The 23,081-nt window shown below is 30.5% G+C and carries 5 protein-coding genes; all 5 read right to left on the reverse strand.

What is annotated here, in order from left to right:
- Window positions 1–2 precede the first annotated feature (2 nt).
- The 5 genes from Q0921_RS14935 to Q0921_RS14955 all read right to left on the reverse strand — a co-directional run bounded on the left by Q0921_RS14935 (window position 3) and on the right by Q0921_RS14955 (window position 22,948).
- Window positions 3–4,730, reverse strand: coding sequence for a non-ribosomal peptide synthetase (locus Q0921_RS14935; protein ID WP_299258183.1), 4,728 nt, complete (start codon window positions 4,728–4,730; stop codon window positions 3–5).
- On the reverse strand, window positions 4,727–9,805 hold the full coding sequence (locus tag Q0921_RS14940) for a non-ribosomal peptide synthetase (RefSeq protein WP_299258185.1): 5,079 nt from the start codon (window positions 9,803–9,805) through the stop codon (window positions 4,727–4,729). Before Q0921_RS14940 ends, Q0921_RS14935 begins: the two co-directional genes overlap by 4 nt.
- A complete protein-coding gene (locus tag Q0921_RS14945; protein WP_299258188.1) occupies window positions 9,798–10,544 on the reverse strand; it encodes an amino acid racemase in 747 nt (248 codons plus the stop codon). The genes Q0921_RS14940 and Q0921_RS14945 overlap by 8 nt, the downstream gene beginning before the upstream one ends.
- Window positions 10,545–10,547: 3 nt before the next feature.
- Window positions 10,548–15,020 carry an amino acid adenylation domain-containing protein gene (locus Q0921_RS14950; protein ID WP_299258191.1) on the reverse strand — a complete coding sequence of 1,491 codons (4,473 nt, stop codon included), beginning with the start codon at window positions 15,018–15,020 and terminating at the stop codon, window positions 10,548–10,550.
- 182 nt (window positions 15,021–15,202) lie between these two features.
- Window positions 15,203–22,948, reverse strand: a complete 7,746-nt coding sequence (locus Q0921_RS14955) for a non-ribosomal peptide synthetase (protein ID WP_299258193.1) — start codon at window positions 22,946–22,948, stop codon at window positions 15,203–15,205.
- Window positions 22,949–23,081 lie beyond the last annotated feature (133 nt).

Consider the following 23,081-nt stretch of genomic DNA (forward strand, 5'->3'; position numbering starts at 1 on the left):
TTTTAATAACTCTTTAATTTTTGAAGATTTTTTTTCCTAGAATTTCGAATTGATTCCATTTGATAATCAATATCCTTAATTTTTTTACTTGGCTTGTTTATCAATTGTTTTAGAAGAATTTTATAGTCTCGCATGATTTTTTTAATTAATGGTTTTTCATATAAATCACTATCATAATTTATATTAAAGTAAATATGCTCCCCTCTCTCCATAAAATTCATGATCATATCTAATTTTGATTTCGCTTCTCCTTGATCTATAATCTCACCCTCGTTGTATTCTATTGTTACATCTTTGTTGTCTTCAATAATGTTATGAAAAGATAACATCACATCAAATAATGGGTTTCTAAGCGGATCTCTCACCAATTTCAAGTCATTTATTAATCTATCAAAAGGATATGATTGATGATCGTAATTTTTGAGCATTAACTTTTTGACTCTCTTAAAAGTATCTATAAAACTTTCGTTTGGATCTATTTGATTTCTTACCACTAAAGTATTTATATAACATCCAATTTGATTTTTTAAATCGAGATGATCTCTACCTGCAACAGGTGTTCCAATTATAAAACCCTGTCCTTGTGTGTATTTATGAAACAAAATATTCCAAACTGTTAGGACCCCCATAAATAAACTTCCAGAATTTTCATTACAAAAGTCTTTTAACTGTGTGGTGCTTTCTGAAGAAATATAAGTTGCAAGTTTATATCCAAGATATTTTTTGGATTTAGGACGAGGGTTTTGGCCTGGTAAATCTAGTATAGGTAATTGACCGGATAATATCTCTAACCAATAATTTTTATCGTTCTTAAATTTTTCATTATTCGTTTGGTCTATTTGCCAAAGAGCATAATCCTTATATTGGATTCTCAGTTTTGCTAAATCCACCTCAACTCCATTTTCATTAGCTTCATAATATTTAAGTACATCATTAGCTAATACATTCATCGACCATCCATCACTAATAATATGATGCATATTAAAATGAAAAATAAAACTCTCATCAGCCATTCTAATTAAACTAGCCCTTAAAAGAGGTCCTTTTTCTAAATCATATGGTCTGTAAGATTCTTCTAAAATATAATTATCAACACTTTGTTGTTTATCTTCTCGACTTCTAACATCCATATACTTAATTTTAAAATCAAGTGTTTCTTTTGTTAAAATCCATTGTCTTATTTCTCCAGATTCATCTTCTTGAAATATTGTTCTCAATATTTCGTGTCTATCTATAGCATCATTTAACGCCTTTTCTAAACTTTCTACATTGTAATCCCCTTGTAATTCTGTTTGAAAAGAAATATTATACGCTGATGAACCTTCTGAAAATTGACTTAATATCCATAAGCGTTTTTGAGCATCAGATAAAGGGTAGGATTTTAAAGTTTCTGCTATTCTTATTTCTTTATAACCATCATTCTCATTAGATGTTTCTAATAATATAGTATGAGAATGAACTGTAGAACTATTATACAAATCTTTTAAACCGAGTTTTATACCAAAGGATTTATGATATTCATTAATTAATCTAGTTGCCTTTAAACTATGTCCCCCTAACTCAAAGAAGTCATCATTCATTCCGATATTCTCATTATTCAATACATCTTTCCATATCTTGATTAACTCTTTTTCTCTTTCATTTGATGGAGGTACATATTCAACTCCACTTAAAAATTCTACTTCATCTGGACTGGGAAGTAATTTTTTAGCTACTTTACCATTCGTAGTCAACGGAAGTTTTTCTAATTGAATAAAATGAGCAGGAATCATATAGATAGGAAGCCTTTTTGACAAATACTCCCTTAAGCTAGAAATATCTAATACTTCTTCTGAAACTAAATAAGCCACCAACTCTTTACTTCCTGAATTTGTTTCTTTTGCCAAAACGATTGATTCTTTGACATCTTCTTTGGTTAATAATTGATATGCTATCTCTCCTACTTCTATTCTATAACCTCTAATCTTGACCTGATCATCTTTTCTTCCAATAAACTCTACAGTTCCATCAGGTAACCATCGTCCTAGATCTCCTGTTTTGTATATTATATCTCCTTTAATAAATGGATTTGATATAAATTTTTCTTCTGTTAATTGTGGTGAATTCAAGTATCCTCTCGCCAAACCATCACCTCCTAAACAAATCTCTCCTGTAACTCCAACAGGAATTAAAGAATTATTAGTATCCAGTATATAAACTTTACTATTACTAATTGGTTGTCCGATAGGAATATTTTCTGACACTTTCCCTATATTATATGTTATAGAAAAAGTTGTATTTTCTGTAGGACCATAACCATTGATTATTTCAAGATTTTTATAAGTTTCTCGTAACTTATGTATATGTATAGAAGATAATTTATCACCACCAGATATTATAGTTTTTAAATTTCTAAATATGTCAAGGTTAGACTCTACTAGTTGATTTAACCAACCTGCTGTGAACCACATTACGTTTACATCTCTTTTCTCTATCTCATATGCCAAAAGTTCATTATCTAGTAGGGTATCGTTCGAACATAATATTAATCGAGATCCATTTAACAGTGTACCCCAATATTCGAAAGTAGTAGCATCGAATGAAAATGAACCTGTTGCTAACAATGTATCTTTACTAGAGAAACGATAATAATTAGATGATTTCACCAATCTAATTACATTTTTTTGTTCTATCATTACTCCTTTTGGTTTTCCTGTTGATCCCGATGTATACATTACATACGCTAAATTTTTTGATGTAACTTTTACTTTTGGGCAACTTGTATCAGAGTAACGTGCTTCTTTCTTAAAGGATTTCACTGTATTTTCATCTATTGTAAACTTACAGTTGCTATCCTTTTCTATATGATCTATTCTTTGTTGGGGATATTTTGGATCTATTGGAACATACGCTCCTCCTGTCTTTAAAATTGCTAATAGTGAAATTATCAACCACTCACTTCGATCTAATTTAACGCCTATTAAATCTTCAATTTCTATAGAATGATTTTTTAATAGATAATTTGCAAATTGATTCGATAACTCATCTAATTGTTTATATGTGAACTCTTTTTCTTCAAAAATGAGGGCAATTTTATTAGGTTGTTTTTCTACTTCAACTTTATATAAATCAATTATAGTACTATAGTCCGGATACGATTTTTTTGTGTCATTAAATTCGTCTAAGAGTTTATATCTGTCTTGCTCTAAAAGGTAATCAATATCACCTATTTTCTGTTCTGGACCTTCTAAAATACTACCTATCAGATTTTTGTAATGTTGTATTAAGTTTTTTATCATTGAATACTCATATATATCAGTATTGTAATTAACATAAAACAACAGATAGTCTCCAACTTCCTTAAAGTTAATCTCGATATCAAATTTTGATATTCCAGGTCCAAGATCTTTATATGAATCTATAATCTGATTTTCATTATCAATTATATCCATTACCTTACCGGTATTCTGTAATATTAACATCACATCAAATAAGGGATTTCTGCTTGGATCAATAGTGAGATCTAGTTTATCAACTAATTTGTCAAAGGGATACGTCTGATGCCTAAAAGATTGTAGGGTAGATTCTTTTATTTTTTCATAGAACTCTATAAAGTTATCGTTCGCATCAATATTGTTTCTCAATGCTAAAGTGTTTACATAAAACCCTATTTGATTATCAAGATCCGCATGCTCTCTTCCTGCAACCGGAGTTCCTATTATAATATCTTTTAAAGAAGTATATCTATATAAAAGTAGATTCCAAGTGGCAAGTAAACTTATGAATAAACTACCACCATTTTCTTGAGAAAAAGTTTTTAAAGAGCCTGTTAACTCAGAAGATATTAAGGTTTCTATTCTATGTCCTTTATATGTTTTACGTTTGGTTCTTATTTTCTGGCTTGGCAAATCTAATACAGGCATCTCTCCTGATAATTTATTCAACCAATATGATTCATTCTCTAAATATTTCTCATTATTAGATGAAGTTAATTGCCAAGCTGCATAATCTTTATACTGAATATTTAATTCTACCAACTCAGGTTTTACATCATTAACAAGAGATTGATAATATTCCATTACATCTTTAATCAAAATATCTCTAGACCAACCATCACTTATAATATGATGCATATTATAATAAAACACATATGACTTGTCAGAAACCTGCATAATAGAAGCCCTGAGAAGAGGCCCTTTTTCTAAGTCAAAAGGTTTGTATGAATCATTATTAATATACTTGCAAACTAAATCTTCTTTATTTGATTCGTTTCTGTAATCAAGATAATCCAGTTTAAAATTTAGCTTTTCTGGCGACAAAACCCATTGTCTTATTTCTCCTTTTTCATTTTCTTTAAAAATTGTTCTTAGAATTTCATGTCTTTCTATAACTGCATAAATGGCTTTTTTAAAATACGCTATATCGTAATTATTATCAAGTTTTATATGCGAGGGCATATTATATGCTATGGAACTATCTTTAATTTGACTTAGAGTCCATAGCCTTTTTTGAGCATCTGATAATTCATAATTATCGAATTGTTCTATTTTAGGAATATTCTCATGACTTACATTTTGCGATTGAAAGCTACCAAAATCTTGTAAATAAGATAGTATTTCTTCTTTTCTCTCTTTAATTTCAGCTAGCAGATTTTGGTCTATTTCTTCATTATTTGAAAAGAGTTTTAATCGTCCATCAACTATATCTAGTAAAATATTTTCTTCCGAAATTTTTTCCAAAAACTTGATCATAATTCTATCTCTTTTAACTGCTTGTTAGTGTTTTGAATTTTTTTTTGCTTTTTAGCGATTTTTATTTGAGAAGCTAAATATTCTATAGTGGGGTAATTGAATAAGCTAATGATGTTTATTTTTACGCCAAACTCTTTATTAACCTTATATAATATTTTAATGGCCTTAATGCTATTTCCCCCTAGGTTAAAAAAGTTGTCTTTTATACTTATTCTCTCCTTAGCTAATACTTCTTTCCAAAACAGATATACTCTTTCTTCTATTTTATTGGTTGGTTTTATATATTCTTCTTGATGTGAAATTTCTATATGTTTAGGGTCTGGCAAAGATTCTTTATCTACTTTTCCATTTTTAGTCTGAGGTATACTATCTACTTGTACAAAATGACCAGGCATCATATATTCTGGTAGTTTATCTAACAGATAATTTCGTAAATATTTAGTGTTTAGTTTCTTTTGTGAGACCACATATGCAGTTATTTCCTTTTGTCCGAATACGTCTGTCGTAATTTTAGTAACTGCCTCAACTATATCTTCCTTAGACTGTAATTGAGATTCGATTTCATTAAGTTCTACTCTATATCCTCTAATCTTTACTTGGTCATCTTTTCTTCCTAAAAACTCAATAGTTCCGTTAGGTAACCACCGACCTAAATCTCCTGTTTTATATATGTATTCTTCTTTCTGAAACGGGTTTTGAACAAACTTTTCTTTGGTTAACTCAGATCTATTCAAGTATCCTTTAGCCAACCCTTCACCACCAATACAAATCTCTCCTATAACTCCTACAGGTTGTAATTGAAGATTCTTTCCTAATATGAATATTTTATTATTAAAAATAGGGCGCCCAATTACCGGATTCTTCATAAAGCCCTGAAGATTATCTTTTGTTATCTCAAAAGTACATACGCCAATTGTTCCTTCTGATGGCCCATAGTGGTTTATCAATTTTATATTAGTCTGGGATATAATTTTTTGAACATCGGTTAGATTTTGACTCTCTCCTCCTGTCAAAATCAGCTTCAAATTTTTACTATTAATAAGATTTGGAGTATCAACCTGATTTAACAAAACATTTAAATAAGTAGGTGTGATTTTTAAGAATGTAATCTTATTTTCTTCAATATATCTAGAAACTTCAACGGGATCTTTAATAACTAATTTATCCAAAAAATGAATAGCACCACCATTTAAAATACATCCAAAAACACTTGTATAGATTAAATCAAAAGCCATACTTGATGTAACAATACTACTATCGTTAGAAGTTATTTGATTAGTATTCTTGAACCAATTGACATAATTAACAATAGACTTATGTTGGATCTTAACACCTTTTGGCTTACCTGTAGTGCCAGAGGTATAAATCAAATACGCCAAATTAGACGATGAAGAATTTATTTGGGGAGCATTATGATTATATACATTGGATTGATTAATTGATTTTATTACGTCATCCACTTGTAAGAAAATCTTACAAGAACTATCCTCAATAATAAATTGAATTCTATCCTGAGGTAGTTCAGGGTCCAGTAATAAATAAGTTCCACCGCATTTTAACACCCCTAACATTGTAGCCAAAGTGAAATCTCCTCTATCCAATTCTATTGCAACAACATCTTCTGGCTCAATTTTTTTCTCATGAGACAAATAAGAAGCAATTTTATTGGATAACTCATTGAGTTCTCTATAAGAAAGTTTTTTTTGCCTATAAACACAAGCAGTTTTATTCGGAGCTATTTTTACCTGTTCTTCAAAAACATCTATAATAGTCTTTTCATTTGGATATACTACTTTAGTCGAATTAAAATCGTTTAAAATTTTACCAATCTCTTCTTTTTTAAGGTAGCCTAATTCTTCTATTCTTAGTGTAGGATTACTTAGAATACTATTTAACAACTCTTTATAATGATTTATTAAATTTTCTATGGATTTCTTATCATACAAATCAGTATTATAATTTACGGTAAAGCTTAAAGCGTCATCTATTTCTTGAAAATGAATATTAATGTCCAATTTTGATGCTACAGCTCCCTGATCAATGATATCATTACTAGAGTTTTCTTTCTCTAAGAATATTTCATAATTATCTTCTACATTATGTAATACCAACATGGTATCAAAAACTGGGCTACGACTGGTATCCCTCTTTATATTCAGATCTTCAATAAGTCTATCAAAAGGATATAGTTGATGATCATATGCGGCGAGTGTATTTTCTTTTACTTTTTTAAAAAATGTAGTAAAACTTTCTTGAGCATCCATCTTATTACGCAACGCCAAGGAGTTAACATAGAAACCTATCTGATTCTCTAAATCTTTATGATCTCTTCCTGCAATAGGTACGCCAACTAGAGTTTCTTTTTGTGAAGTATACTTGTAGCAGAGTACATTCCATACAGCCAATAGCCCCATAAATAAGCTACCTTCCTGCTGACGACAATATTCTTTTAACTCAGTGGTAATATCAGTAGATAAAAAAGTTGATAATCTTCGACCATTATGTGTTTTTATCTTAGGTCTTAATTTTTGTCCAGGCAAGTTTAGTGGCTGTAAATCTCCTGATAAATTATTTACCCAATATTCTTTGTGTTTTTTTAATTGATCTGCCTCTAATTGTGATTGTTGCCAACTTGCGTAATCTTTATACTGAATTTTTAATTCATCTAGATTTGGTTGAATGTCTTTATTGTAAGCGTTATAATAATTCATTACATCTTTAATCAATTGTCCTAAAGACCAACCATCACTGATGATATGATGCATATTAAAATAAAATATATAACGCTCGTTAGAAACTCTAAGTAAACTTGCTCTTAGTAACGGCCCTTCAGACAAATCAAATACACGATAAGAATCTTTAATAATATATTTTTTGGCAGCTAAAGAGGTATCTTCTTCTTCCCTTAGATCTTTATAATCTATTTGAAAATCTAATTCTTTCGAATCTAATACCCATTGTTTTACTTCTCCTGAAGTATCTTCTTTAAATATTGTTCTAAGTATCTCATGCCTTTCTATAGTAGCATTAATAGCTTTCTTAAAGTCATCTACGTCATAACTCCCTTTTAAGGGTAAGGAATATGGCATGTTATAAGCTTTAGAAGCATCTTCAAATTGGCTTAATATCCATAATCTCCTTTGAGAATCTGATATCGGGTAACTTTCTGATTCAGCTACTTTTTTTATTTCTTTGTATGTAGCTTTAGTTGATGAGGTTATCAATTTTGCCTGAGATTCTAACACACAATGTGTAAAGAGGTCCTGCATACTTAAGGACACACCAAAAGCTTTATTAGCCCTTGATTTTAATCGGATTAATTTTATACTATTCCCACCTAAAAACAAAAAATTATCATTCTTCCCAATCTTTTCTATAGCAAGAACATCCTCCCAAATTTTAATTAGCTCTTTTTCTGTTTCGTTAGTTGCGCTCTCATAATTTTCATTTATTGTTATATTTTTTAAGTTTTCTTTTAATGCTATTGAATCAATTTTCCCATTAGCATTAATAGGGAAAGATTGTAAGCGAATAAACATTGATGGCACTTCGTAATGAGATAAATACTCTAAACAATGTGCCCTAATTTCTTCCTTGCAATCAATATCTGATTTAGCCACATAAAAACAAACAAGACGCGAATCAGAATCAGTTTCTTTATCAAGCATGCATTTCACCATATCAATTTGCGACAAATTCAGAATCGTACTTTCTATCGAATTAAGATCACTGCGCACACCATTTAGTTTTACAATACCATCTTTTCTTCCTTGTACAATTATATTACGATCTGAATCATATTTTCCATAATCACCTGTTTTATAAATAATGTCTGTTTCATTATTTAATGGATTTTGAATAAATTTTTCCTTTGTTTGCTCTTTGTCTCTTAAATAACCTTTTGATAAAAAAGGTGTTTTTATATAAATTTCTCCAACTTCATTAATTCGGCATAACTCCTCATCAGAATTTAAAATCAGTAAAACAGTATTTGATATTGGTTTCCCTACACATACTACATCTGAAGGAGCACCTTGAAGGTCTTTCTCTACTTTATAAAATGATTTAATCAATGTTGCTTCTGTAGTCCCATACAAGTTAATAATCGTTGTATTGTTTCCATACACTTCCCTCCAATTTATTATATCTCTATTATATAGCTTTTCCCCGGCTAATAATAAATTTCTAAGTTTAGGGTATTCATTATATCCTAAGCCTCCTTCTGTATAACCTGACGAAGACAATAACCTAAACATTGTAGGTACCGTATGCAGTAAAGTAATTCCTTGTGATCTTATCCAATTGGATAACTTTATGGGTTCTTGTTTTATATCTGTAGGGACTAAACAAAGTATAGCTCCATTTATTAATGGCAGAAAAATATCTCTTAAAGAGGCATCAAAAGCTAATGATATTAATTGACTAACTTTTTCTTTATCAGTAACACCTAACTCCTTAGATTCCCAATGAATAAAATGACTTAAACTTTTATGGTTTCCCAAAACAGCCTTAGGCTTCCCACTTGAACCTGAAGTAAAATATATATAACTTGAGTCATCTCCTGATATGGTTACATTCACATTCATTCCTAAAAGATCTGCTTCAAAAAATTCTTCTATATATGCATCATTACAATATCGATAAATAACATAAATCAATTCGCCATTAGAATCTATATCCAGTACTATAACTTCTGGAATTGTATAGTCATATAACTTATTATAGTACTCTATAACAGATAACTCTGAAGGAGAAACTATTGCTGTTTTGGGTTTAATTTTATTATATAATACTGACCAATGGTTTATTTTGTAATTTTTATCTAATGGAATATAAATACCTCCAGATTTAAAAATACCCAACAAGGAAAAAATTTGTATAAGATCATTATTAAAAAGAGTTGCTACGACATCCTCTTTTTGAACCAAACGTAAATTCAATAGATTTGCAACCCTATTTGCATAGGAATTTAAGCTGTCGTAACTAATTGTTTTATTATCGTACTCTATTGCAGTAGCATTACCTTTTTCTGAAACAATTTTCTCAAAAACACTATGTATTACTTTTTTATCCATGGTAAACCATTTTTTTACTTAGTACTCTACTTTTTAAATTCAATTTATTTATTACCGTATCCACTAAAACATCTACTGCATCCAAGTAAGGAATCGTTTCCTCAGTTTTACTGTAACCAATCTGAACCTCTGTACAACCACCTATTATTAAATCGATATTTTTATTTTTTAACCTATTAACAGCTTCTTGAAAAAGAGCATATGCTTCTTGAGATATTTGTGCAGATTTCAATCCTCCTTGCATATAAACTGATTTCATAAATTTTTCTTCCTGATCAATATCGTCCAAAGTGATCAGCTCAAAAGGCAAATTCTTAAACTTATTATGAAATAGTTTTGATCTTATAGTTCCCGTAGTTGCTAATAAACCAACTCGTTGAACACCTATGTAATCATTCATTATAGTTTCGGCTACCAAATCAATTGGATTTAAAATATTCTGCTTCAATCCATTTTCTAATTGATTTAAAAAAAAATATGAAGTGATACAGGTTGAGACGATATAATCAACATTACACTTTCTCATTATATCTAAAGACCTTAAAAGTTGACTATTAGGTGACTCTTCACCATAAACAATTGCTAAGGTTCTATCCGGTACTTGGCTATTGTTATGAACTATAAATTCTGGAAAATCTTGATCTTTTATCGCTTGTATATTTTGGATAAGCTTATTAATAAAAAGCAATCCTGCTTTCGTACCCATACCGGATATAATCCCTAGTTTTTTATGACTCATGACCTAAAAATTTTCGTCGATAGACATAATTAATTCTTCAGTAAAGCTTTCTTGCTCGTCATTTTCAACGTCGTCTAAAATGCCTTTACAATAATCTTCTATGCGACCTGAAGAGTTCTGAACTATCTGTTCAAAAAGAGAAACAAAATCAGTTGATAGTTCATTAATTGCTGAATCATCAAAGAGGTCTTTATTATAGATCAAGTCATAACGTATCTCTGAACCGGAAACTGTAAAATAAAAAGTAATATCAAACTTGCTTCGGATGTTTAATTCTTTGCTTGATTTTAGCTCTTTCCTTGCCGTTGTAAATTGTTTTTGTGCTCTTACTTCTTCATTAAGTACCAGCAACGCATCAAACAAAGGACTTCTAGATAAATCCCGAGCTTGTCCTATATCTTCTATTAATGTATCAAATGGATACTCTTGATGTTCAAATCCTTCTAACACTATATTTTTTACATTTTCGAGTAAATCAGTATAAGTATCTTTATGATTTAGATATTGTCTTAATGCAATTGTATTTAAATATAACCCTATTTGATCCTTCAATTCAGGGTTTTCTCTTCCGGCTAATGGGCTACCAACAATGATATCCTTTTGATATGAATATCGATATAACAGCATATATACTACACTCAAAACATTCATATACAAAGTAGTACCTGTGTTTTGAGCTAATTCTAATAAACTAACAGAAGTTTCCATGGATAACTGATTGCTTATTACTCCTCCATTATTTGTTTTGACAAGAGGACGTTTCTTAGCAATATTCAAATTCAATTTCGGAATCTCTCCACTAAATTGGTTTAACCAATATTGTTTATGAGTTTGAAAAATATTCCCTTTAACTTGATTTTGTTTCCAAATAGCATAATCTTTATATTGAATATTTAGTTTTGGCAACTCCAACTTTTTGCCATTTCTATAATATTCATAATATGCAAGTACATCCTTTGCTAAGACTTCTATTGACCAACCATCACTAATAATATGATGCATGTTATAATAAAAAACATATTGATCATCAGAGAGTTTTAGTACACTTACTCGGATAAGAGGACCATTAACTAAATCAAATGGTTTATATGAATCTTCTCTTGTATATATTTTTACACATTCATCTTTATTTAGTTCTTGGGTAAAATCAATGATATCTATTTGGAAATCTAACTCTTCTTGAGACAAAACATATTGTCTAAAATCACCTAAATCATCCTCTTTGAAAACAGTTCTTAAAATTTCATGCCTACTTATTACTGCTTTTATTGCTTTTTTAAGGTTTTCAATATCATAATTATCATTCAAAATCATGTAAGATGGCATATTATAAGCTACCGAGTTCTCTTCCACTTGACTTAAAATCAACAATCTTCTTTGTGCATCGGACACAGGATAACTATCAGCTATTGCAGCTTTTTGAATACTAGAAAAAGTTTTTTTATCACACGATTCTATAAGTCTAGCTTGCTCTCTAAGAGTTGGATTTGAAAATAACTGTTTAAGTTCCAGTTTTACCTGAAAGGTTTTATGAATGTTTCCTATAAGCCGTGTAGCTTTTAAACTGTGTCCGCCAAGTTCAAAAAAGTTGTGGTGGATTCCAAAATTATCAGTATTCAGTAATTCTGTCCAAATATTAAATAATTTACTTTCTATTTGATTAGAAGGCGTAATATTTTCTATGACATTTCCTAACAAGTTTTCTAAAGGAGATGGTAAACTTGATTTATCAATTTTGCCATTAGAATTCATAGGAATTTGTTCCATAATTACTATAAAAGCTGGCACCATATATTCAGGTACTTTACTGGAGATATGAGATTTTATATCACTTACCAACAAATTATCCGAAACCGAAACATATGCTACAATACTCTTATCTCCGTCAGGCATTTCAATTAACTTTATAACACTTTGTGTAATCTCTGTTAGTGTATCGAGCTGTTTTTTTATTTCATCTAATTCTATACGATATCCTCTAATTTTCACCTGATCATCTATCCTTCCTAAATACTCCATTTCACCATTATCAAGAAAACGAACCAAATCACCAGTACGATACATTTTTTCATTTTTTGCAAATGGATCTCTTATAAATTTTTCTGCATCTAACTCTTCTCTATTCAAATATCCACGTGCTACTCCTTCTCCTGCAACGTATAGCTCTCCTGGTCTACCATATGGAAGTAAATGCTGTTCTTTATCTAAAATATAACATTGCGCAAACGATAAAGGCTTACCAATTGTACTAACTGGTAATATCAGCGATTTTTGCGTTAATTTCTTAAAGGTAACATGCACTGTGGTTTCAGTAATTCCATACATGTTTATTAAGTTAACTTCGGGATGCTTTTCACTCCATTCTTTTAATTTTAAAGGATTCAATGATTCTCCTCCAAATATGACATATCGTAAAGAAGGAATCTCTAGTTTATGCTCCATAAAATTATAAAATGCGGATGGTGTCTGACTAAATATTGTAACCTTATTATCATTCATTAATCTAACAAGAGATTCTGGGTCTCTTGCTTCTTGATCATTAATTACAACAAGATTACCTCCACTTAGAAGACATCCAAAAATCTCCCAAACAGAAAAATCGAAACAATAGGAATGGAAGAATGTCCAAGAATCATTGGCAGAAAAATTAAATTTCTCATTACAAGATTTAAATAAACTCATTGCATTACGATGTTCTATCATAACTCCTTTAGGTTGTCCTGTCGTCCCTGAAGTATATATAATGTATGCTAAATCATTTGGGACAACTTCTACTTTAGGAGCACTCGTATCTGTATCCTTTATAGTCGAAGAAAATGTATATAAAAAGTCTTCATCTATTATTAATTTACTAGAAGTATCTGAAAGAATAAATGATTTTCTTTCTTCTGGATAATCTGGGTTTATAGGAACATATGTAGCTCCACATTTAAGAACGGCCAGTAATACAACTATAAGTTCTTCTGATTTTGGTAAAACAACGGCTATAGCATCTTGTACCTTCACATCAAAGTGATCTATAAGCATATTAGCCATTTGATTAGAACGAACATGTAAATCCAAATAACTCATGCTTCCTCCTGACCAAGTCAATGCTGTTTTATCTTTACACCTTTCAACATTTTGCAAAAAACCACTTACAATTGTACTATCTTCTTTTTCAAAACCTGATATGGTTTTATGTATAAGATTTAATTCTTCATCTTTAGATAGTAATGGAATATCTTTTAGTTTCACTTCATCTTCTTTGACTAAAGAAAACAATAGCCTTTGTATTAAATTCAAAAGTGACTCGACGGTACCTGAATTAAAATACAACTCATTGTATGTCAAAACAAAATCATAATCTTTTTGATTTTTACTTACTAATAAATTAAAATCATATTTACCCCATCCTTGATTCGTATCATTTACATCATAGGAGTTCGTGTTATTATTTAGATCATTATCATCATAGACATATAAAATATCAAATAATGCCGTACGACTCATATCCTTTTTAGGGTTGATCTCACGAACTAACCTATCAAACGGCATAGTCTTATATTCTTCTGATTCTGTTAAGGTCTGATCGACGATCTTACATAGTTTCTTGAGCTCTTTATCAGTTTGTAAAAAAGTTCGCAATACTACCAAATTCTCTATAGGACCTATTATGTTTTTAGTATTTTCAGTCCGCAAATCCATCAATGTTCCAATAACAATATCTGATAACCCTGTTAATTTAACAAGAGCCATTTTATAAGCTGCCAGAAATAAACTACGTGGGTTAATATTTGATTTTTCACAAAATGAATCTATTTGATTTTGTCGTAATGCAAATTTTTTCTTGTTAGCTTTATATACATGAACTTGTTCTCGTTCTTTATCTGTAGGGAAGTATAATACTTGTAAATCTTTCAATTTTGATTTCCAGTAAAAAGAAAGAGATTCTAAATCGTCATCCGTTAACCCATTTTGCCAATTAGAAAAATCTAAATATTGAAAACTTTCATTAAGACCTGTATCTGTATTATCAATAGCGGTTAAAAATTCTTTCTTTACAAGTTTTAAACTTTTACGATCTATAATTGCATGATGAAATATGAACAAAAAATCTGTACTATCGTTTTTACTATCAAAATAGATTTTAAATAAGTATTCTGAATCAAAATCAAACGGTTTTTGACGTAGTTCTTCCTCTCTATTTTTTAGTTCTTGCGCTTCTAAACAAATTGCTTCAATAGGGAAATCTTCAATTTCAGAAACTTTTTGAAAAATATGATCTTCCTCTTTTAAAAAACCTGTTCTTAGAATACTATGGTTTTTAGCCAATTGAAGAATTGCCGCCTCTATTGACTCCTTTTTAATTTTTTTATTCACCTTGAAAAACAAAGGGATATTATGATAAATTGGTCCTCCTACATAAAGGTCATTTTTCTCAAAATGATCAATAAACCACAAACGTTGTTGGTGATATGAACTTAGGTTTTTCATTGTTTTTAAGATTTAATGCTATTTTTCTGAACTTGATATGTGTTAAAATTTATATAACAACATCCGTATCTTAGTTTTTAATTTTTTACATCAAAAACTAAAAAGCTATCTACCCGGACCTTACGTATTAAAACGGGCACTATTTTTCTAAATATGGATGTTGTGCGGGTAAAGAGTTTATTCTAAATTCCGAAAACAGGAATTGTTTTCTTATCAATTAGATGTATGGTATTGATCTCTTTTTCTGAATCTTTCAATAATAACTCTACGCATTTACAAAAACGTTTAGCTAATATTGACACTTCTTTTTTGTTAAATATTGTAGTTTGATATTCTATAGTGTATGATATCTTATTTTCTTCTTGATGGATATAAAAACAGATAGGAAATTTACTTTTTTTCAATTCTTGAGGTTGGGATTTAAATGTAAATTCTCCGAAATCTCCTCTGTTAATTGATTCTTGATCTCGATTAATAACATTCAAGCAAACATCTATCCTATTTACCAAACTGAATCCATTAAGTGATTGAAAATCATCTAAAATAGCGTCAAAAGGATAGAATGATGAATCAATCATATTTATTTGATTATCCGATGATTTTTGTAATAATTCCTCAATTTTATCAAAAGGATTAATATGTACATTATAAGGCATCAAATTAAGGTATAATCCGACTTGATCCATTAAATCAGGGTGATTTCTTAAGCTTATCGGAACACTAATTAATATGTCCTTCTGTCCACTAGCCTTATGAATTAAAACTCCCAATGCAGAAGCTATCAAACTCATTAAACCTCTATCATTACTTTTACAGTATTCTTCAATACTATCTGTTAATTTTTTATCGAAGATCTCTGTAAAGTGAGCTCCTCGAAAATCATCAACAGTTACTTGTTTATGCCATTTCTTTTCTTGCTGAACATCCTTAAGATGCGATTTCCAAAACTCACTCTGAGCTTGAAATTCATTCTCATTTATACGATTCTTAATCCATTTAACATAATCCTTGTATTGAACTTTAAGTTTAGGAAGTTCAATATTTTTCCCATTATAAATCCGATCGTATACATATGCTAACTCTTTGTTTAAAATTTCATCCGAGCTAAAATCACCAATTATATGATGCATCATATATGCCAATATATATTCTTCTTCGTTTTTCTGAATTAGTAATACTCTAAAAAGTGGTGACGTATCTAAATCAAATACGAAATGATTAAAGGATTCTAATAATTCATCAACATAACTCCCTGTTATTAATTGATCTTGAGAAACATAAGTTACAACAGAGTTGACATCCACCCGATGACTTATATACTGCACTACATCTCCTTTTTTGTTTATAGAAAAAGAAGTTCTAAGTGCTTCATGTCTATCCAATAGATATTGAACTGATTTTTTGAATGTCTCTACATCGAACTTTCCTTCAATTTTGTAACCAGTTTCAATATTATGAGCCTTAGATCCAGTACTTGTTTGTGATGCTAACCACATTCTTAATTGTTCGTTGGACATCATATATCCATCCTCTTGAGATTGAATCGAAGGTATTTCATTAAAAACAATAGAATTTTTCGATTTAAGTAACTTACTTAATCGAAGTATTGTCATATTTCTATATACTTCTCCTGCGGTAATTTCTATATTGAATTTTTGATTGATCTTATTAATCAACACCATAATTTTAAGGCTATGACCTCCTAGTTCAAAGAAGTTATCGGTAACTCCTATATTTTTTATTCCTAGTATCTCTTCCCAAATAAGTACTAATTGCTTTTCTTCTTTGGTAACAGCTGCCACGTACTCTTCTTTAACTAAATCTTGATCCGTTATTTTTGGTAGTGCTTTTTTATCAACTTTTCCATTAGAAGTTAATGGAAGTTCGTCTATTTCAACATAATAGTTTGGCACCATATATTCTGGCAATTCATTACTTAACCCTATACGCAATGCCTGCTTATCTAAATCTTCATTTCCTACCACATAAGCTACCAAAACCTTTTCTTTTTCTACTTCATGATCAACGATTACCGCTTGACATACTGATGCTATTCCTAAAAGAACTTGTTCTATTTCCCCAAGCTCAACTCTATATCCCCTTATTTTTACTTGGTTATCTTTTCGGCCAACAAATTCTATTGAACCATCTTGTAACCATTTGCCTAAATCACCCGTTTTATATAATCGAGTCCCTTTAACAAAAGGGTTATCAATAAATTTTTCTTTGGTTAATTCTGGTCTATTTAAATACCCTCTAGATAACCCTTCTCCTGAAATACAAATTTCTCCTGTAACACCAATAGGCTGTAACTCTAAATTTTCTGATAGAACATAAACCTGAGTATTTACTATCGGACGACCAATAGGAATACTTTCTCCTGTACGATCCTTGAGATCAAAACTGGTAGTAACTACAGTATTTTCTGAAGGTCCATAATTATTATAAATCTTGAGGTTATTACTATTTTCTGGTAATTTAAGAGCTTCTCCTCCTGTTAAAATTTTAGTATTCCCTAATACAACATCCTGAATTACAAGATCTTCACAAATCTTAGTTGGCAAATACGCATGTGTTATTTCGTGATCTCTTAAAAAACCTGTCAATAGACCAGTATCATATCGCACCTCTTGATTAGAAATTGGATATAATGATCCACCAGACAGTAAATATGGGTAAATCTCCCATACTGAAGCATCAAACCCAATACCCGCATATAAACTACCTCTACTGGATGCATCTAGATTATATTCAGAAACATGCCATGAACATAAATTCGATAAACTTTTATGTTCAATCATTACTCCTTTTGGCTTACCAGTTGATCCTGAAGTATAAATTATGTATGCCAAATTAGAAGGTGAAATATCTACTTGAGGAAGAGATTTCGATAAATTTTCTTCTCTCTGAAAAACTTCCAAGAAATTTTTATCAATAGTAATTTTACAATTGCTGTCTTCCTCTATATAATTAATACGTTGCTGAGGATATGTAGTATCAATTGGAACGTATGCACATCCAGTTTTCAATACAGCCAGTAAAGAAATTACTAACCATTCAGTTCTTTCTAGTTTTACAGCTACTAAATCTTCTATTGATAATTCATGATTTTCCAACAAATAGTGCGCTAATTGATTAGACAATTCATCTAATTCTCTATAGGTAAGTTCTTTTCTCTCAAAAACTAATGCTGTGGCATCTGGAGTTTCATTAACCTTAGCAACAAATAGTTCTACTATATTTTTATCATTAACACACTCTTTTTGATTAGTACTAAAATCATTTAATAATTCCTTTTTTTCTGATTCGTTTAAATACCCTAGTTTAGAAATACTCTCACTAGAATCGAGTATACAGTTTTCTATAAAGTTTTCTAAATGTATAATTAACTTTTGAATGAAAGTTATCTCATAGATATCTGTATTATATTCTAAATGCAGCGATAATTGGCCTTCTTCTTGAGAAAAAATAAAACTTAAATCAAACTGACTTGATTTTCTATAGTTATCAGTATACGGTTTTATATCTAGTTCGTCCTTTGCTACTGACTTTGACGAAAACAAATCCTGTTGGTTTTGCAATACTACCATAACATCAAATAATGGAGATCTAGCTGTATCTCGCTGTACCCCTAATTGATCTACTAAGCTATCAAATGGATAATCCTGATGTGAATACGCATCTAACAATGTAGTATTTTGAATATCTAACAAATCATTAAAAGATGTAGATGATTCAAAATTGGTACGAATTGCTAGCGTATTGAGGTATAATCCTATTTGATTTTCTAGATCCGTATGATCTCTTCCTGCTACTGGTGTTCCCAAAACAATGTCTTGGGTATTGGTATATCGGGAAAGCAACCCGTTAATACCAGCCATTAACAACACAAATAAACTGGTTTTATTTTTTTTCGAAAACAATTCTAATTCGGAAGTCCAATTTTTTGAAAAACGATATGTTAACGAATCTCCATTATATGTTTTGGTTTTTGGTCTTGTTTTGCTGGTTGGGAGTTCTAAAACTGGCAAATCTCCTTTATACTTATCCAACCAATACTCCTTTGCAGTTTCCAATTTAGATTGTTGTTCTTCTCCTGCCATCCATTCTGAATAGTCTTTATACTGAATAGATAATTCTGGTAATGTATAATCAACTCCTTGTACCAAAGCTTTATAAATTAGCATAAACTCTGCACTCATTACCTCAATTGACCAACCATCACTTATGATATGGTGCATATTGAATGCTAACAACTGATCATCCGAAGCTAATTCAATTAAGCGTAATGTAATTAAAGGTGCTTGATTCAAATCAAAAACGTGCTTATTATTCTTATCAAGAATAGATGCTATTTTTTGATCTTGATTCTCTGTAGTAATAGCGCTAAGATCATCTACAGGAATATTAGTTTTAATAGCAGACAATGGCAAAATATGTTGTCTGGTTTCTCCGTCATTATTACTTCTAAAACATGTTCGTAAACTCTCATGTCTGTCGATTAATAACTTAAAAGCTTCTCTTAACACATCAATATTTACATTTCCATTTAATCGATAAATACCTGGAATATTATATGCCACGCTTCCCTCTGGAAACTGACTTAACGTCCATAAACGTCGCTGCGATGATGTTAATACATAATTATCTTGTTCCTTGGCTTTGGGAATAGTAATATATCTGTTTTTCTTTGCAAGAGTAATTATACCGTTTACGGTAGGGTTTAGGAACATATCTTTTGTGCTCAATTCTAAGCCTAACTCTTTTTTTATTTTATTAAGTATCAAAACTACTTTAAGACTATGCCCTCCTAATTCAAAGAAATTATCAGTGGTCCCTATATTCTCAACCCCCAGAACTTCTTCCCATATCGTTACTAATTGTTTTTCTAATTTTGTAACAGGTGCAACGTATGCTCTCTGGATACTATCTTCATTCTCAACAGCGGGTAGTACTTTCTTATCGATCTTACCATTAGGAGTTAAAGGAAACTTATCTAATACCACAAAATAGTTTGGAATCATATATTCAGGTAATTCAGCACTTAATGTTGCACGTAATACAGATTTATCAACTAACTCACTAACCAAATAAGCGACTAATACTTGATCCCCACCCAATTCTTTAACTATAACTACAGCTTGATCAACATCCTCCTGATGTTCTAAAACATGTTCTATTTCACCTAACTCAATACGATGACCTCTAACTTTTACCTGACTATCTTTTCGCCCTAAAAACAAAATAGTACCATCGGATTGCCACTTTCCTAAGTCTCCTGTTTTGTATAACTTCTTTCCTTCTAGAAAAGGATGATTTATAAATTTTTCATCTGTGAGTTCTTGTTTATGTAGATACCCCCTCGATAATCCATCTCCAGAAATACAAATTTCGCCTATTACACCAATAGGTTGCGCCGATAACGCTTCTGACAAGATATAAAATTGAGTATTATCTATAGGCTTACCGATTGGAACAGAACCACTATATTCTTGATCTATTAACTGACAACTACTATATGTTGTATCTTCAGATGGACCATATAAATTTCTAACTTCTATCTCTAAATTCTGAAAATGCTCAGCCAATCGTATTGGAAAAGGCTCTCCAGCAAGATTAATTCCTACTACATTATCAAATGAAATGTTTTTCTCTAATAATGATTGAATAACAGAGGGGACTGTATTTATAAATATCTTGGTATCTTTATTTAGATAATCTCCTATACATAAACCATTATCTAGTAAACGTATTGGTTTACCTATACTTAAGGGATAGAAAAACTCGTATACGGATAAATCAAAACAATAAGAAGTTACTGCATACAATATATCAAAATCTGTATCTCTAAATTCTCTCATCGACCAATGCAACATCGATGATGCATTTTTATGGGTTATCATCACCCCTTTTGGCGCGCCTGTTGAGCCCGATGTGTAAATCACATAAGCAAGCGTATCTGATGTAATACTTATTTCCGGAAGGGTATTACTTATACCATCTGCATTTCTAAATGCTGTTAATACATCTTGATCAATAGTAACTTTGCAATTACTATCATTTTCTATATAAGATATCCGTTGCGCTGGATAATTAGGGTCAATAGGTACATAAGCCGCACCTGTCTTTAATACTGCCAATATAGAAATCAATAACCATTCGCTACGATCTAATTTTACTCCCACCAGTTCTTCTGTTTTCAGATTATACTGATGTAATAAATAATGAGCCAACTCATTAGAAACCTCATCCAACTCACCATATGTAAATTCTTTACTCTCATGTATTACAGCAACATGCTCTGGATTTTTTGCTGCTTGCGCTACAAATAAATCTATAATAGAACTATCGGGAATATTAAAAGAGGTATCATTAAAGTCATAAAACAACTGGTTCTCTTCAGAGGCTTCTAAGTAATTGAGTGTGGCTACTTTTTGGTTTGGGTTGTTTATTCCCCGTATTATAAAATTATCTAAATGAACACATAATCTTTCTATAAAATCTAACTCATAAACATCTGTATTATATTCTATGTTTACAGATAATTGATCTTCTTTTTCTGAAAAAATAAAACTGATATCAAATTTGCTAAATGAGGCCTGCTTATTTCGATAAGGTGATATTTCAATACCGTTTAAACGCAAACTATCCGATGCAAATAATTCTTGTTGGTTTTGTAGTACCACCATAACATCAAATAGAGCTGAACGACTAATATCTCTTGTGATTGCTAAATCGTCAATTAAACTATCAAAAGGATACTCCTGATGTGAATACGCATCTAATAATGTAGTTTTCTGTATGGATACTAAATCCTTAAAACTAGATGCTAATTCCAATTCTGTGCGAACCGCTAAGGTATTTAAATACAAACCTACCTGATTTTCTAAATCAGCATGTTCTCTTCCTGCGACTGGTGTGCCTAAAATGATATCTCTAGTGTTGGTATATCTGGAAAACAATCCATTAATCCCAGCCATTAGCAACATAAATAAAGTAGCCTCTTTTTGCTGAGCGTATGCTTTTAATCGAGAAGTACTTTGTTTTGAAAATGAATATGTAATATTTGACCCATTATACGTTTTTATCTTCGGTCTTATTTTACTTGTTGGGAGTTCTAAAATGGGTAAATCCCCTTTAAATTTATCTAACCAAAAAGACTTAGATTTTTCCGATTCTAATCGTTTGGTAGCGCTGTTTTGCCATGCTGCATAATCTTTATATTGAATGGATAGCTCTGGTAATGTTATTTCTTTTCCTAGAATTAAACTGTTATAAATTAGTACAAATTCTCTACTCAACACTCCCATTGACCATCCATCCCCGATAATATGATGCATATTCAGAAGTAAGACATGTTCTTGATCAGATATCTTAACCACTTCTCCTATAAATAATGGCCCTTTCTCTAGGTTAAAAACATGTTCTTGAACAGTTTTTGAATGATTTTTCAGAAGCTCGTCAGAACTATTATCACTTACATCTAAAAATTTTAATTCTCCAAAATACTGTTCTATAGAAACTATATATTGTCCTAATTCTCCATTTTCATTTTCCTTGAAAATCGTTCGTAAGCTTTCATGTCGTCCTACTAACTTTAAAAATGCTAGAGATAATGTATCAATATCTACTATTCCCGAAAATTTAAAAGCATCAAAAATATTATAGGCGATATTACCTTCTTCCAATTGACTCAAAGCCCATAGACGTCTTTGAGAAGAAGTTAACTCATAAAACTCTTTCTTTTCTGCTACAAGAATAGTTTCAGATGAAGAAAGCAGTTTGATTAACTGATCCTTATGAGCTTTAATATCCTCAATAATTTCCGCAGATAATGTGCCTTTTGGAGCATTAATTTTAATATTTCCATTATCTACTTTAAGGCCAACATTTAATGACTCTAATGTATGTATTAAATTATCTATCACAATATTTGGTTTTCAAGTTAATCTGGAATGTAATTACAGATTCAAACAAGGCATAATCATGGTTTGATGATCAGTTACCTATAGATTTTATGCATTTATATGAATGAATATAGAATAAGGGTAAATCAAAAGA

This window comes from uncultured Aquimarina sp. (assembly GCF_947496855.1).
Lineage (GTDB): Bacteria > Bacteroidota > Bacteroidia > Flavobacteriales > Flavobacteriaceae > Aquimarina.

Bases quoted from the DNA above. Each gene is read 5' to 3' on its own strand.
- Q0921_RS14935 (WP_299258183.1), bottom strand. From the start codon at position 4,730: ATGATCAAGTTTTTGGAAAAAATTTCGGAAGAAAATATTTTACTAGAT.
- Q0921_RS14940 (WP_299258185.1), bottom strand. From the start codon at position 9,805: ATGGATAAAAAAGTAATACATAGTGTTTTTGAGAAAATTGTTTCAGAA.
- Q0921_RS14945 (WP_299258188.1), bottom strand. From the start codon at position 10,544: ATGAGTCATAAAAAACTAGGGATTATATCCGGTATGGGTACGAAAGCA.
- Q0921_RS14950 (WP_299258191.1), bottom strand. From the start codon at position 15,020: ATGAAAAACCTAAGTTCATATCACCAACAACGTTTGTGGTTTATTGAT.